The sequence below is a fragment of the Pseudomonas sp. JY-Q genome (assembly GCF_001655295.1).
Taxonomy (GTDB): Bacteria; Pseudomonadota; Gammaproteobacteria; order Pseudomonadales; family Pseudomonadaceae; genus Aquipseudomonas; species Aquipseudomonas alloputida.
Map to the genome: position 1 here is coordinate 5,157,000 of NZ_CP011525.1, position 15,214 is coordinate 5,172,213.

At 61.9% G+C, this 15,214-nt stretch carries 17 protein-coding genes; all 17 read right to left on the bottom strand.

The window, feature by feature from the left end; translation table 11 throughout:
• Positions 1-52: 52 nt before the first annotated feature.
• Positions 53-844 (bottom strand): amidohydrolase, encoded by a 792-nt coding sequence (locus tag AA098_RS23150; RefSeq protein ID WP_003248510.1) that lies wholly within the window; start codon positions 842-844, stop codon positions 53-55.
• Positions 832-1,980 (bottom strand): pyridoxal phosphate-dependent aminotransferase, encoded by a 1,149-nt coding sequence (locus AA098_RS23155; protein WP_003248511.1) that lies wholly within the window; start codon positions 1,978-1,980, stop codon positions 832-834. Before AA098_RS23155 ends, AA098_RS23150 begins: the two co-directional genes overlap by 13 nt.
• A 151-nt stretch (positions 1,981-2,131) precedes the next feature.
• A complete protein-coding gene (gene der, locus AA098_RS23160; protein WP_003248512.1) occupies positions 2,132-3,595 on the bottom strand; it encodes a ribosome biogenesis GTPase Der in 1,464 nt (487 codons plus the stop codon).
• A 116-nt stretch (positions 3,596-3,711) separates the two neighbouring features.
• Entirely contained in the window at positions 3,712-4,854 is a 1,143-nt protein-coding gene (gene bamB, locus AA098_RS23165) for an outer membrane protein assembly factor BamB (RefSeq protein ID WP_004576298.1), read from the bottom strand.
• Positions 4,855-5,496, bottom strand: a complete 642-nt coding sequence (locus AA098_RS23170; protein ID WP_003248514.1) for a tetratricopeptide repeat protein — start codon at positions 5,494-5,496, stop codon at positions 4,855-4,857.
• A gap of 39 nt (positions 5,497-5,535) precedes the next feature.
• Positions 5,536-6,825, bottom strand: a complete 1,290-nt coding sequence (hisS, locus tag AA098_RS23175; protein WP_003248516.1) for a histidine--tRNA ligase — start codon at positions 6,823-6,825, stop codon at positions 5,536-5,538.
• 25 nt (positions 6,826-6,850) lie between these two features.
• Positions 6,851-7,960: a flavodoxin-dependent (E)-4-hydroxy-3-methylbut-2-enyl-diphosphate synthase gene (ispG, locus tag AA098_RS23180; protein WP_003248517.1), complete on the bottom strand. Its 1,110-nt coding sequence runs from the start codon at positions 7,958-7,960 to the stop codon at positions 6,851-6,853.
• A gap of 3 nt (positions 7,961-7,963) precedes the next feature.
• Entirely contained in the window at positions 7,964-8,980 is a 1,017-nt protein-coding gene (locus AA098_RS23185) for a RodZ family helix-turn-helix domain-containing protein (RefSeq protein WP_064615032.1), read from the bottom strand.
• On the bottom strand, positions 8,977-9,738 hold the full coding sequence (gene pilW / locus AA098_RS23190) for a type IV pilus biogenesis/stability protein PilW (protein WP_003248522.1): 762 nt from the start codon (positions 9,736-9,738) through the stop codon (positions 8,977-8,979). The genes AA098_RS23185 and pilW overlap by 4 nt, the downstream gene beginning before the upstream one ends.
• A gap of 14 nt (positions 9,739-9,752) precedes the next feature.
• Entirely contained in the window at positions 9,753-10,898 is a 1,146-nt protein-coding gene (gene rlmN / locus AA098_RS23195; RefSeq protein ID WP_003248524.1) for a 23S rRNA (adenine(2503)-C(2))-methyltransferase RlmN, read from the bottom strand.
• A gap of 28 nt (positions 10,899-10,926) precedes the next feature.
• Positions 10,927-11,352 carry a nucleoside-diphosphate kinase gene (ndk, locus tag AA098_RS23200; protein ID WP_003248526.1) on the bottom strand — a complete coding sequence of 142 codons (426 nt, stop codon included), beginning with the start codon at positions 11,350-11,352 and terminating at the stop codon, positions 10,927-10,929.
• Positions 11,353-11,440: 88 nt separating this feature from the next.
• Entirely contained in the window at positions 11,441-11,641 is a 201-nt protein-coding gene (iscX, locus tag AA098_RS23205) for a Fe-S cluster assembly protein IscX (RefSeq protein ID WP_003248529.1), read from the bottom strand.
• 10 nt (positions 11,642-11,651) lie between these two features.
• Positions 11,652-11,993, bottom strand: a complete 342-nt coding sequence (fdx, locus tag AA098_RS23210) for an ISC system 2Fe-2S type ferredoxin (protein WP_003248531.1) — start codon at positions 11,991-11,993, stop codon at positions 11,652-11,654.
• A 3-nt stretch (positions 11,994-11,996) separates the two neighbouring features.
• Positions 11,997-13,859 carry a Fe-S protein assembly chaperone HscA gene (gene hscA, locus AA098_RS23215; RefSeq protein ID WP_003248532.1) on the bottom strand — a complete coding sequence of 621 codons (1,863 nt, stop codon included), beginning with the start codon at positions 13,857-13,859 and terminating at the stop codon, positions 11,997-11,999.
• Positions 13,860-13,901: 42 nt separating this feature from the next.
• Entirely contained in the window at positions 13,902-14,423 is a 522-nt protein-coding gene (gene hscB / locus AA098_RS23220) for a co-chaperone HscB (protein ID WP_003248535.1), read from the bottom strand.
• Between the two features lie 8 nt (positions 14,424-14,431).
• Complete coding sequence (iscA, locus tag AA098_RS23225) at positions 14,432-14,755, bottom strand: iron-sulfur cluster assembly protein IscA (RefSeq protein WP_003248536.1); 324 nt, start codon at positions 14,753-14,755, stop codon at positions 14,432-14,434.
• Between the two features lie 28 nt (positions 14,756-14,783).
• A complete protein-coding gene (gene iscU / locus AA098_RS23230; protein WP_003248539.1) occupies positions 14,784-15,170 on the bottom strand; it encodes a Fe-S cluster assembly scaffold IscU in 387 nt (128 codons plus the stop codon).
• Positions 15,171-15,214 lie beyond the last annotated feature (44 nt).

A 15,214-nucleotide genomic window follows, 5' to 3' on the forward strand; every position in this document is an offset into this window, starting at 1 on the left:
CCAGCAGGCCGGCCCTTTCGCGGGCAAGCCCGCGAAGAAGCCGGCCCTGCTGTCAGTGCAGCTCGAAGGTATCGGCATCCAGGTTGGCCGGGAACTTGGCCCGGTACGCCGCCAGTTCCGCCGCGCTCAATACTGCAGTGAACACCCCGTCCGCCTCCCCGGCACTGAGCAGGCTCTCACCCTGGAAATCCAGCACCTGGCTGTCACCAGAATAAGCAAAGCCTTTACCGTCCGTGCCCACTCGATTCACCGCCGCCACATAGCACAGGTTCTCGATCCCCCGCGCCGGTAGCAGGCGGTTCCAGTGCTGGCGACGCGCGGCCGGCCAGTTGGCGGTGTACAGCAGCAGGTCGGTGTCCTGGGCGTCACGGCTCCACACAGGGAAGCGCAGGTCGTAGCAGATCAGCGGGCGAATCCGCCAGCCCTTGACCTCGAACTGCACCTGCCGCTCGCCTGGGGTGTAATGTTTGTGCTCACCGGCCATGCGGAACAGGTGGCGCTTGTCGTAGTGCAGAATCTCGCCGTCCGGCCGCGCCCACAACAGGCGGTTGCGGTGGCTGCCATCGGCGGCCTGGATGATCACACTGCCGGTAATCACCGCGTTGTGCTTCTTGGCCTGTGCCTTCAGCCATTTGTAGGTCGGACCGTTCTCCGGCTCGCACAGGCTTTCCGATTGCATCGAAAAACCGGTGGTAAACATTTCCGGCAGGATCACCAGGTCAACCTCACCCACCTGCTCCAGCAGCACCTCGAAGTGCGCATAGTTGGCCTCGCGGTCGTGCCAGGCCAAGGTGGTTTGCACCAGGGCGACTTTCAGGTTCGGCAGTGTACTCAGATCGCGCATAGTCTTTCCGCTGCCTGACGCAGCGTCTCCTCTCGTTTGGCAAAGCACAGGCGCACCAGGCGTTGCTCGGGGATGGGTTGCTGGTAGAACACCGATACCGGGATGGTCGCCACGCCGTGCTCACGCGTCAGCCACAGCGACATGTCGACATCGTTCAGGTCCGGACGGATTTGCGAATAGTCCACCAGCTGGAAATAAGTGCCCGTCGTGCGGGTAAAGTTGAAACGCGAACCGTCCAGCAAACCGCAGAACAGGTCGCGCTTGGCCTGGTAGAAGGCCGGCAACTCATCAATATGCTCGGGGTGCCCGGCCATGAAGTCGGCCAAAGCACACTGCAGCGGCGTCACGCCACAGAAGTTGACGTACTGGTGCACTTTGCGCAGCTCGGCGCTCAAGGCTGGCGGTGCGATCACGTAACCGGTCTTCCAGCCGGTAACGTGGTACGTCTTGCCGAAGGAACTGACCACGAAGGCACGTGAGTACAACTGCTCATGGGCCAGCACACTGGCGTGGCGTACGCCGTCGTAGACCAGGTGCTCGTACACTTCATCGCTGACCAGGTAGATATCGCGGTCGGCAATAAGTGCGGCCAACTGGTCGAGGTCTTCGCGGGTGATCAACGCGCCGCTGGGGTTGTGTGGCGAGTTGAGGATGACCATGCGCGTGCGCGGGCTCAAAGCATCGCTGAATTTCTGCCAGTCGATACGGAAATCGCCGTCGCTCAACTGCACATGTACACAGCGACCACCGGCCAGCTCCACGGACGGCTCGTAACTGTCGTAGCAGGGGTCAAAGACGATCACTTCGTCACCGGCATGCACCACCGCCTGGATGGCACAGAAAATAGCCTCGGTGGCGCCGGGGGTGATAGTCACTTCCTGATCGGCATCCACCCTGGCCCCATACAGCCGCTCGACCTTGGCCGCCACCTGCTGGCGCAAGGCCGGCAGGCCGGTCATCGGCGAATACTGGTTATGCCCGGCAGCCACGTGCCGGCCCACTGCATCGAGCAGGGCCTGCGGGCCATTGAAGTCAGGAAAGCCCTGGGACAGGTTGAGCGCGCCAGTCTGCACGGCGAGCTGGGACATGGTGGTGAAGATGGTCGTGCCGACATTCGGCAGTTTGCTGCGGATCATGGAGCCCTCTTTCCTGGGGTATATCCGGCACGGGGTGGAGTCCGAGCATAGCGGATCGAGCGGTCAGGAAAAAGGTTGAAACAATAGGGGGATTGCTCTGGATCAAAGGGCATCTGTGGGGGCAGCCTTGCCCGCCCCCACATGGCGCTACTTAGCGTTTGTCGCGACGCTTCTTCTCGGCCTTCTTGTGGTGCGACATCAGGCGGCGTTTCTTGTTGACCTGGCGATCGGTAAGGGTGTTCTTCTTACCCTCGTACGGGTTCTCACCACCCTTGTACTCGATACGAATCGGCGTACCGACCAGTTTGAGCACCCGGCGATAGGTGTTTTCCAGGTAACGCGAGTACGACTTGGGAATGCTGTCGGTCTGGTTGCCGTGGATCACGATGAGCGGCGGGTTGGCACCGCCGAGGTGGGCATAGCGCAGCTTGATGCGGCGACCATTGACCATCGGCGGCTGGTGCTCGCTCACGGCATCTTCGAGGATCTGCGTCAGGCGGCTGGTCGGCCAGCGGGTGACCGCGGACTGGAACGCAGCCTGCACCGACTTGTACAAGTTGCCCACGCCCGTGCCATGCAGCGCAGAAATGAAGTGGATGTCAGCAAAATCGACGAAGAACAGCCGACGCTCCAGCTCGGTCTTCACGTAGGCGCGCTCACCCGGCTCCATGCCATCCCACTTGTTCAGGGCAATGACGATGGCGCGACCGGCTTCAAGGGCAAAGCCCAGCAGGTTCAGGTCATGGTCGACCACACCTTCGCGGGCATCCATGACGAAGATGACGACGTTGGCGTCCTTGATCGCCTGCAGCGTCTTCACCACCGAGAACTTCTCGACTTCCTCGTGGATCTTGCCACGCTTGCGCACACCGGCGGTGTCGATGAAGGTGTACTTGTCACCATCACGCTCGAACGGGATGTAGATACTGTCACGGGTAGTACCCGGCTCGTCGTAGACCACCACACGCTCCTCGCCGAGCATGCGGTTGACCAGCGTCGACTTGCCAACGTTCGGGCGGCCGATGATGGCGATCTTGATGCCATCCTTCTCGCTTGGGCCAGGAATGCGCACGGCTTCCTCACCTTCAGCAACGTCCTGTTCGAGGGCTTCGTCTTCGGCATCACGCGGCAGGTGACCGAGCACGGCCTCCATCAAGGCGCTGATACCCCGGCCCTGGGAGCCTGCCACCGGAATGGCGTTGCCCATGCCCATTGGCGAGAATTCGGCGCGGGCAACGTCGGGGTCGATGTTGTCGATCTTGTTGGCAACCAGGATCGCGGCCTTGTTCCGCTTGCGCAGGTGCTCGGCGATCATCTGGTCTGCTGCGGTCATGCCCGCTCGGGCATCAACCAGAAACAGCACGTAGTCGGCTTCTTCGATGGCCATGAGCGACTGCTCGGCCATTTTTTCGTCCATGCCCACTTCGTCACCGGTGATACCACCGGTGTCGATCAGGATGAAGGAACGACCCTGCCAGCTGGCATCACCATACTGGCGGTCACGGGTCAGGCCCGACAGGTCACCGACGATGGCATCGCGGGTCTTGGTCAGGCGGTTGAACATGGTGGATTTGCCGACGTTCGGGCGGCCCACCAGGGCAATTACGGGAACCATCGGCTCTCCACTCTCGAATTCTTGAAAATGCAAAGGCCGCTGCAAGGCAGCGGCCGGAGTTTGGGCGGCGTGTCCTACGCCGCGGCTTGAAGCCCGCCAAGGCTTCAAGCATAGCTTCAGCGGATGGTCAGTGCCTCGAGCTTGCCGCTGTTGCCGAAGACATAGATGGTGTCGCCGACCACAAGTGGGCGGGCGCGCAGGCCATCGCTGTCGATACGCTCACGGCCGACGAAGCGGCCATCCACCTGGCTCAGCAGGTGCAGGTAACCTTCAAAGTCACCCACAGCCACGTAGCTGCTGAACACTTCAGGGGCGGTCAACTGGCGGCGAGCCATGCTGTCGTTGCTCCACAGGGCACTGGAAGAGCGCTCATCCACACTTTCCACGGTACCCGAGGCTTCACTGACGTAGACGTTACCGAAGCCCTGGGCGACACCCACATAGCTGGAAGCATCGCGCTGCCACAGCTCGCGGCCGCTTTCCAGGTCCAGGCCCGCTACACGGCCCTGGTAGGTGCTGACGTACAGGGTACCACCAGACAGCAGCAAGCCGCCGTCGATATCAACCACACGGTCCAGCTCGGAACGGCCCTTCGGGATGGCCACGCGGCTTTCCCACACCGGCACACCGTTGTTGATGTCAACCGCGACCACTTTGCCGGTGGACAGGCCGGCAACCGCCAGGCGGTTGGTGGCGATCGGCGCACCGGTGCCACGCAGCGTCAGCACGGCCGGGGAGTTTTCGTAGATCCAACGGCGGTCGCCAGTGGCGGCATCCAGGCCGATCAGGCGGTCGTCCTGGGTCTGCACCACCACCACGTCACCGTTGTTGGCAGGTGGGGCCAGCACTTCGCTGGTCACGCGCGAGCGCCAACGCTCCTCACCGGTGCTGGAGTCCAGAGCAATGACTTCACCCTTGAGGGTACCGAGCATGACCAGGCCATAGCCTACGCCAACTGCACCGGAAACCTGCAGCTCCAGGTCCTTCTTCCACACCACGTCACCCGTGATGCGGTCGAGGGCGAAGACTTCGCCGTTGACGTCGGAAGCGTAGATACGGTCGTTCTCGATGGCCGGTACCAGGGTGTTGTAGGTTTCACCCTGGCCGTCACCGATCGAACGGCTCCACTGCTTCTTCAGCACCACTTCCTCGGTGAACTTGGTCAGCTCGGCCGGGGGCAGTTCCTTCTTGCTGTTGCTGCTGCAACCTGCGGCCAGTACGGCCAGGGTCAGCACTGCTGCATGTTTCCAACCGATCACTTACGCGTCCCCTTTAGCCAGGTCATCCAGCTTCAATTGCAGGCCACCGACCGCCGCGTCATCGGACAGCGCAGCCTTGGCTTTTTCGTAAGCGCTGTGTGCGTCGTCGGCGCGACCCAGCTGCACCAGCAGGTCACCCTTCAACTCTTCACGGCTGGCCAGGAAGGCTTTGTCGGCGTCGCCGTCGAGAAGCTTGAGGGCATCCTCGGCCTTGTTCTGGGCTGCCAGTACGCGCGCCAGACGCTGACGCGAAATCTCGCCCAAGGTAACGTCGGCCGGTTTGTCCAGCACGCTTTTCAGCTCGGCTGCGGCGTCATCGAGCTTGCCGCTGTCGACCGCGACCTTGGCCACGAACAGGCTGCCGTACTGGGCGTAAGCGGTGCCGCCAAACTCGCTCTTGAGCTTGCCGGCCAGTTCCGCGACCTTGGTGGCGTCCGGCTGGCCGGTCGGTGTCAGGCTGGTTTCAATCAGCGCCTGATACAACTGCGAGGCACCTTGCGACTGGTTGGTCTGGTACTTGTGCCAGGTATTCCAGCCCAACACCACCACGCCAGCCAGCAATGCACCGGTCAGCAGCGGCTTGCCGTTGCGGTTCCACCAGTCCTTGACCCCTGCCAGGTCATCATCATCGGTACTCGACACCCCAATACTCCTTTTCGCCTATTCGCTTGTTGAACCGCGTTACGCCTGCGCGATCGCGGTTTCCAGGTGCTCTGCAAGAGCATCCCAGGCAATGTTCTGTTGTTCGCCCTGGCCACGCAGGGGCTTCAAGCCGATCTCTTGCTTGGCCAGCTCGTCGTCGCCGAGGATCAGGGCGAACAGTGCACCGCTCTTGTCGGCTTTCTTGAACTGGCTCTTGAAGCTGCCACCCCCGGCGTTGACAGCCAGGCGCAGGCCCGGCAAGCGGTCGCGCAAGCCTTCGGACAGGCGCAGGCCTGCCAGCTCCGCCTGCTCGCCAAAGGCGCACAGGTAAACGTCGATCTGACGGCTGATGGACTCCGGCACCTTGCCCAAGGTTTCCAACAGCAGGATCAGGCGCTCGATGCCCATGGCGAAACCAACGCCAGTGGTCGGCTTGCCACCCATCTGTTCGACCAGGCCGTCGTAACGGCCACCCGCGCACACCGTGCCCTGGGCGCCGAGCTTGTCGGTTACCCACTCGAACACGGTCTTGCTGTAATAGTCCAGGCCACGTACCAGCTTGGTGTTGATCACGAACGGAATACCGGCGGCGTCCAGGCGGGCCTTGAGGCCTTCGAAGTGCACGCGCGACTCTTCGTCCAGGTAGTCTTCCAGCTTCGGCGCGCCGACCAACACCGCCTGGGTGTTCTGGTCTTTGCTGTCGAGGATGCGCAGCGGGTTGCTCTTCAGGCGGCGCTGGCTGTCTTCGTCCAGTTGCTCCAGGCGCGCCGAGAGGAACTCGACCAGCGCGTCACGGTAGCGTGCGCGGGCTTCACTGGTGCCCAGGCTGTTGAGCTCCAGCTTGACCGCGTCCTGGATGCCCAGCAGGCCCCACAGGCGCCAGGTCAGCATGATCAGCTCGGCATCGATGTCCGGGCCGTCCAGGTTGAACACTTCCACGCCAATCTGGTGGAACTGACGGTAGCGGCCCTTCTGTGGGCGCTCGTGGCGGAACATCTGGCCGATGTACCACAGCTTCTGCACCTGACCGTTGCCGGTGATGCCGTGCTCGAGCACCGCTCGCACGCAGGCCGCGGTGCCTTCAGGGCGCAGGGTCAGCGAATCACCGTTGCGGTCCTCGAAGGTGTACATCTCTTTTTCGACGATGTCGGTCACTTCACCGATCGAGCGTTTGAACAGCTCGGTGAACTCGACGATCGGCGTGCGGATCTGGCTGTACCCGTAGGTGTCCAGCAGCCCGGCCACGGTGCCTTCGAAGTAGCGCCACAGCGGCGACTGTTCTGGCAGGATGTCGTTCATGCCACGGATGGCTTGCAGCGATTTGCTCACGAAAAGTCCTTACGAATTCGGTGTGTCAGCCACGGACGATCAGCGCCGCGTCAGCTTCGGCCTTTTCGGCCGCTTTCTGGCGGATGAGCTTTTCCAGCTCATCGACCAGGTTGTCATTGGTCAGTTTCTGCGCCGGCTTGCCGTCGATGTAGATCAGGTTCGGCGTGCCGCCGGTCAACCCGACATGGGCCTCCTTGGCTTCACCCGGGCCGTTGACCACGCAACCGATCACCGCCACATCCAGCGGCACCAGCAGGTCTTCCAGACGCCCTTCCAGCTCGTTCATGGTCTTGACCACATCGAAGTTCTGCCGCGAGCAGCTCGGGCAGGCGATGAAGTTGATGCCACGCGAACGCAGATGCAGCGACTTGAGGATGTCGTAGCCGACTTTCACTTCTTCGACCGGGTCGGCCGCCAGCGAGATGCGAATGGTATCGCCAATACCCTCGGCCAGCAGCATACCGAGGCCGACGGCGGACTTCACCGTCCCCGAACGCAGGCCACCGGCTTCAGTGATGCCCAGGTGCAGCGGTTGTACGATCTGCTTGGCCAGCAGACGGTAGGCTTCGACAGCCATGAACACGTCCGAGGCCTTGACGCTGACCTTGAAGTCCTGGAAATCCAGGCGGTCGAGATGCTCGACGTGGCGCAGGGCCGACTCGACCAGTGCGGCCGGGGTCGGTTCGCCATACTTCTTCTGCAGGTCTTTTTCCAGCGAACCGGCGTTGACCCCGATACGAATCGGAATGCCGCGGTCGCGGGCGGCATCGACCACAGCGCGCACACGGTCTTCACGGCCGATGTTGCCCGGGTTGATCCGCAGGCAATCAACGCCCAGCTCGGCAACGCGCAGGGCAATCTTGTAGTCGAAATGGATGTCGGCGACCAGCGGCACGCTGACCCGTTGCTTGATCTTGCCAAACGCTTCGGCGGCGTCCATGTCCGGCACCGAGACACGCACGATGTCCACGCCGGCATCGACCAGTCGCTGGATTTGCGCCACGGTAGCAGCGACATCGTTGGTGTCGGTGTTGGTCATGCTCTGCACCGCGATGGGCGCATCACCACCCACCGGCACATTGCCAACCCAGATTTTGCGGGATTCGCGACGTTTGATCGGAGATTCGCCGTGCATGACTTACTGTCCCAACTTCAGGCGAGCAGTCTCGCCACTGGTGAATGGGGCAACATCGACGGCCTGGCCGTTGTAGCTGACCTGGGCGCCCCGGGCAAAGCCCAGGCGTACCGCGAATGGCGGCTTGCCGGTCAGCTCGAGGTTGTCCCCCTTGCGCTTGATGGCGCTGAACAGCACCTTGCCGTTGCCGTCGCTGACCTGGGTCCAGCAATCGGCGGTGAACTGGATGGCGACCTTGGCGCTGCCAGCTGGCACTGCGGCAGGCTCGGTGGCCGCCACGGCCGGTGCAGGTGCAGGTGCAGCAGTGGCCTGTACCGGAGGCGTAACCGGTGCAGGCGAAGCAGCAGGGGCGGTTTGCACCGGCGCTTGCTGTGCTGGAGCAGGCGCTGCGGCAATGGCGGCCTCAGAGCTTACCGGTGCTTGTTCAGCGGAAGCAGGCTGCTCGGCAGCGCCCTGCTCCAGCGCCAGCGGCGCACTTTCAGCTTGCTGGCCAGCGGAAACGGCCTGGTCTTCAGGCTCATCGAGCGGGTGAATCTGTGTGGTGCCGTCGGCGCTTTCGACCTCGACATGCTCCAGGGCAATCTTGGCCAGGTCCTTGCCCCGCAGGCTGCCCTGGTCCTGCCACCAGAAAAAGCCACCACCGACCACAGCCACCAGCAACAGCAGGCTGACGCCGCGCAGGATGTTGTGCGACAGACGCACAGGCTCTTCGATACGGCCCAGCGAATGCACGTCGCTGCCTTTGGCGTGGGTACCGGTGTAACGGTCGAAGGCGTCTACCAGGGCGGCCTGGTCGAGGTCCATCAGCTTGGCGTAGGCACGAATGTAGCCACGAGCGAAAGTATGCCCGGGCAGCTTGTCGAAGGCGCCGGTTTCCACGTGGTTCAACGAACTGACAGTGAGGTTGAGCTTGCGGGCCACCTCGGCTTGAGACCAGTCCCGTTTCTCACGGGCCAGGCGCAAAAGCTCACCGGGGTTCTGGCCAGGCGCTACTGCTACTTCGGGGTGCGCGGCGTTCATCGTTGCTCCGACAGGTATTGCTGGTATTCCGGCGTACCGGGATAAAGTCGTTGTAATTGCTGGCCCAATTCGGCCAGTGCGCCCTGCTCGTCGAACACCCTGGCAAGGCGGCTGCCCAGCAGCAGGCTACGGGCGTCGTGGTCGCTCAACTGGCTGAAACGATCGTAGTAGTCCCGGGCCGGCACATAATGCCTGTTTTCGTAGGACAACTCAGCCATTTCCAGCAACGCTTTTGGTTGCCGCGGGTTGAGTTGTAACGCTTTCAACAAATACGCGTGCGCCTGATCGCGGCGTTCGAGCTTCAGGACGGTCAGGCCCAGATTTTCGTACACGCGTGAGCGCTCAGGATACAGGGTATCGGCACTGGCCTGGCGAAACATCTGCTTGGCTTCGGCAAATCGCCCCTGAGCATAAAGGAAACTGCCGTAATTGTTGCGAATTCGCGTGTCACCGCGGCTTATCAGCAAGGCCTTGCGAAAGTGTGCTTCGGCCAGCGCCGGCTCGCCTTCGGCTTGAAACACTACTGCCAGGGCGGCGTGCGCATCGACATCCTGGTCATTCAGCGCCAGGGCCTTTCCAAGCGGCGCCTTGGCCTGTTCGGTCAACCCTTGTTGCAAATAGCCCAAGCCAAGCTGCACATAAGCCCGCCCCGCCTCCACCCTGCCCTGGCGGCTGGCCAAGGGGTCGCTCGCGCCGCCCGACACGCAGCCGGCCAGCAGCGAAAGCGCAAGGATCGACAGCGCGGCGCGCAGGCTCATGGGCAAGGTACCTGTCAGTGGCTGGCGGCGCTGTCTGGCAGTTCGACGTCCGCAGAAAGCTGGCGAACAGCGATGTAGCGCTCACTGCGGCGAGTACGGTCATTGACCTGGCCCACCAGCTGGCCACAGGCAGCGTCGATGTCGTCGCCGCGCGTGGTACGGGTGGTGACGTTGAAGCCACCGTGGTGCAGCAGATCCTGGAAGCGACGAATGGCGTTGTTGCTCGGTCGCTCGTAGCCCGAATGCGGGAACGGGTTGAATGGGATCAGGTTGATCTTGCAGGGTACATCGCGCAACAGTTCGATCATCTGCGCAGCATGCTCGGGCTGGTCGTTGACGTCCTTGAGCAGGGTGTACTCGACGGTGAGCACGCGCTTGCCGCCCAGGGTGGACATGTAGCCCATGCACGATTCCAGCAGCATCTTCAGCGGGTACTTCTTGTTGATCGGTACCAGCTTGTTGCGCAGTTCGTCGTTCGGCGCATGCAGCGACAGGGCCAGCGACACGTCGATGTGCTTGGCCAGCTCGTCGATCATCGGCACCACACCCGAGGTGGACAAGGTGACACGGCGCTTGGAAATGCCATAGCCAAGGTCATCCATCATGATTTTCATGGCGGCAATGACGTTGTCGAAGTTCAGCAAGGGCTCGCCCATTCCCATCATGACCACGTTGGTAATCGCGCGGTCGACTTTGGCAGGGACGGTCCCGAAGGATTTGTTGGCAAGCCACACCTGGCCGATCACTTCGGCGGCAGTGAGGTTGCTGTTGAAGCCTTGCTTGCCGGTGGAGCAGAAGCTGCAGTCCAGGGCACAGCCGGCTTGCGACGATACGCACAGGGTGCCACGGTCGTCGGTTGGAATATAGACGGTCTCGACGCAGCTGCCGGAGGCAACGCGGATCACCCATTTACGGGTGCCGTCGGCGGAAATGTCTTCACTGACCACTTCCGGTGGGCGTATTTCGGCAACGGCCTCGAGCTTTTCGCGCAAGACCTTGCCTACGTTGGTCATGGCCGCAAAGTCGGACACGCCAAAATGGTGAATCCATTTCATCACCTGGCCGGCACGGAAGCGCTTCTCCCCGATAGAGTCGAAGAATTGTTCCATTTCCGGCTGGGTCAGACCCAACAGGTTGATTTTGCCAGTAGATGTCGTCATGGATTCACCCTCACCCGTAAGCTTTCGCTTAGCGAGTGGTTACCTCGGTAGCAGCGAAGAAGTAAGCGATTTCGCGAGCAGCAGCAGCTTCGGAGTCCGAACCGTGAACGGCGTTGGCGTCGATCGACTCGGCGAAGTCAGCGCGGATGGTGCCGGCAGCAGCTTCTTTAGGGTTGGTAGCACCCATCAGCTCACGGTTCTTGGCAATGGCGTTCTCGCCTTCCAGAACCTGGACAACGACCGGACCGGAAGTCATGAAGGCAACCAGGTCACCGAAGAAGCCGCGCTCGCTGTGCTCAGCGTAGAAGCCTTCGGCTTCGGCTTTGGACAGTTGCTTCATTTTCGAGGCAACGATTTTCAGGCCGGCTTCTTCGAAGCGAGTGGTGATCTTGCCGATGACGTTTTTGGCAACAGCGTCAGGCTTGATGATGGAGAAAGTACGTTGAACAGCCATGGAAAACTCCAGAATATGAGTGTTACGAAAAATTAAACCCGCGAATTATACGCGGGTTCCGGGGGATTGCCTAACCTGCAAGTGACGCTTAGTCGGCTTCGTCGATCCAGGCGGCCTGGATTGCCTCGAGCACTTTCTCACCGCCGCGTGACGGATCGTCGCTGAACTCTGGCAATGCCAGCACCCAGCGGTGCAGGTCCACGAAATTCACATAACGAGGATCGACCTCAGGCTTGCTTTCTGCAAGCTGGATTGCGATCTCAAGTACATCAACCCATTTCAGACTCATGTACAGGCCCTCAGTGCGGTGCTTCGGCAGCATGGTTGAGCGAATACTTGGGGATCTCGATGGTCAGGTCTTCGTCAGCGACGAAAACCTGGCAACCAAGGCGCGATTGCGCTTCCAGGCCCCAGGCTTTGTCCAGCATGTCCTCTTCCAGCTCGTCAGCCTCTTCGAGCGAATCGAAGCCCTTGCGCACGATGCAGTGGCAAGTGGTACAGGCCTTGACGCCGCCGCAAGCGCTTTCCATCTCGATGTGGTGGTCGTGGGCCAACTCCAGGATGTTGGTCCCAGGCTTGACCTCCACGGTCAGCCCCTCGGGGCAGAACTTCTCATGCGGCAGGAATGTCACCAGCGGCATCGATTACTCCTCGATCTCATTCAGGTTGCGCCCGGCCAGTGCGGCTTTGACCGTCGAATCAAGGCGACGGGCGGCAAATGCATCGGTCACCTGCGACAGACGCTTGGTCTGTTGCTCGATGGCTGCGCCATCGGTGCCGGCCAGCAAATCACGTAGTTCTTGCATCTGGAATTCGATGGCGTCGCGCTCGTCACTGCTGAGCAGGCGCTCGCCGTCGGCGTCCAGGGCGCCCTGTACCGCCTCGAGCAGCCGCTCGCCATCTACCTGATGCTCACGCAACTGGCGGGCGTGCTTGTCGGAACCGGCGTTTTCGAAGGAGTCCTTGAGCATGCGGGCGATTTCGCCGTCGGTCAGGCCGTAGGACGGCTTGACCTGAATGCTGGCTTCAACGCCCGAACCCAGCTCGCGGGCAGCGACGCTGAGCAGGCCATCGGCATCCACCTGGAAGGTGACGCGGATTTTCGCAGCACCGGCAACCATGGCCGGAATGCCGCGCAGCTCGAAGCGGGCCAGCGAACGGCAGTCACTGATCAGCTCGCGCTCGCCCTGCAGGACGTGGATCATCATGGCCGACTGGCCGTCTTTGTACGTGGTGAATTCCTGAGCACGCGCCACCGGAATGGTGGTGTTACGCGGGATCACTTTCTCCATCAGCCCGCCCATGGTCTCAAGACCAAGCGACAGCGGGATGACATCGAGCAGCAGCAGCTCGCCACCTTCGCGGCGGTTGCCGGCCAAGGTGTCAGCCTGGATGGCGGCACCGATGGCCACCACCTGGTCTGGGTCGATCGAGGTCAGCGGGGTGCGCCCGAACAGTGCACCGACGGCCTCACGCACACGCGGCACGCGGGTAGAACCACCGACCATGACTACGGCGCTGACCTCCTCCAGCTCAACACCACTGTCGCGCACCGCACGGCGGCAAGCCTTCAGGCTGCGGGCAACCAATGGTTCGATCATGGCTTCGAAGGCGCTGCGGGTCAGCTCACCGTGCCAGGCACCGTGGCTGACGTTGACCACGTCAGCGTCGGTCAGGGCCTCCTTGGCGGCGCAAGCGGTTTGCAGCAGCGCGCGCTGGGTAGCCGGGTCGAGGTCAGACGACAAACCCGCCTGTTCGATGATCCAGCCGGCAATAGTGTGATCGAAGTCATCCCCCCCAAGGGCGGTATCACCCCCGGTGGCCAGCACTTCGAATACGCCAGCGGTCAGGCGCAGGATGGAAATATCGAAAGTACCGCCGCCCAGATCATAGATGGCCACCACGCCTTCGGCGTTCTGGTCCAGGCCGTAGGCTACGGCGGCCGCAGTCGGTTCGTTGAGCAGGCGCAGCACGTTCAGGCCGGCCAGACGCGCAGCATCTTTGGTAGCCTGACGCTGGGCGTCATCGAAATAGGCCGGCACGGTGATCACCGCGCCTACCAGCTCGCCACCCAAGGTAGCTTCGGCACGTTCGCGCAACACCTTAAGGATGTCGGCAGACACTTCCACCGGGCTTTTCGGACCCTGCACGGTGTCGATGAACGGCATGTGCGACTCACCGCCAACGAAGCGGTACGGCAATTGCTCGCCCAGTTGCTTGACGTCGGCCAGGCCGCGCCCCATCAGGCGCTTGACCGACAGCACAGTGTTCAGCGGGTCGCTTGAGGCGGCGTCACGCGCAGCCTGCCCCACTTCGATACGCCCGTCGAGGTAGCGCACCGCGGACGGCAGAATGACGTTGCCCTGCGCGTCGGGCAGGGGCTCGCTGCGGCCGCTACGCAGTGCAGCGACCAGAGAGTTGGTGGTACCCAGGTCGATCCCCACCGCCAGGCGACGCTGGTGAGGCTGAGGGCTTTGACCGGGTTCGGCAATCTGCAGTAGGGCCATGCTTATCTGAATACCTTAGGTGTCATCACGGGCAACACCGGGTTAATCGTCGAGGCGCTCTTCCAGTTGGCGCACTTCTTGGGCGAGCTTGTCGAGGAACTGCATGCGGCGCATCAGGCGCTCGGCCTTGTCGCGCTCGCCTGGGGCATCCCAGCAGGCGGCAAAGTCCTCGTTCAGCGTGTCCTGGGCAGCCTTGAGGCGCTTCTTGAACACGCCGACACCATCAAGGTCGGCTTCGTCCTGCAACTCCTCGAGCTCTTCACGCCACTGCATCTGCTGCAACAGGAAGTCAGGGTCGTGGACCGTGACTTCCTGAGGCACTTCATGGCCGCTGATGGCCAGCAGATAGCGGGCGCGCCGCGGCGCACTGCGCAGGGTCTGGTAGGCGTCGTTGAGTGCTGCGGACTTTTCCAGCGCTACCCGCTGCTCACGCTCGGAGGCGTCGGCAAAGCGGTCGGGATGGACTTCGCGGGCCAGCTCGCGATAGCGAGTGGCCAGCTTGTCGAGATCCAGACGGAAGCTTGGCTGGAGATCAAACAATGCGTAATGACAAGGAGTACCCACAGCCAGCCTCAAACGTTGAAGCTTTCGCCGCAGCCACACTCACCGCGCACGTTGGGGTTGTTGAACTTGAAGCCTTCGTTCAACCCTTCCTTGACGAAATCCAGTTCGGTGCCATCGAGGTAGACCAGGCTCTTGGGATCGATGATCACCTTGACGCCATGGTTTTCGAACACCTGGTCTTCGTCCGCCAGTTCGTCGACGAATTCCAGCACGTAGGCCAGACCCGAGCAACCGGTGGTGCGCACGCCCAGGCGAATGCCCTCACCTTTGCCGCGCCCGTCGAGGGAGCGGCGAATGTGGTTGGCGGCGGCTTCTGTCATGCTGATAGCCATCAGAACTCCTTACCTTGCAACAGGCGACTTAGATCAAGCCTTTCTTCTGCTTGTAGTCGCGTACGGCTGCCTTGATGGCATCTTCGGCGAGTACCGAGCAGTGAATCTTGACCGGCGGCAACGCCAGCTCTTCGGCCAGTTGGGTATTCTTGATGGTTTCGGCCTCGTCCAGGGTCTTGCCCTTCATCCACTCGGTGGCGAGGGAACTGGACGCGATGGCCGAACCGCAGCCGTAGGTCTTGAACTTGGCGTCTTCGATAACGCCCTGCTCGTTGACCTTGATCTGCAGGCGCATCACGTCACCGCAGGCCGGGGCGCCGACCATGCCGGTGCCGACATCCGGGTCTTCGGCATTCATCTTGCCGACGTTGCGCGGGTTTTCGTAGTGGTCGATGACCTTTTCACTGTATGCCATGGTGCAATTCCTTCCTCATCAGGGAGCCGCTCTTGCCGGCGACT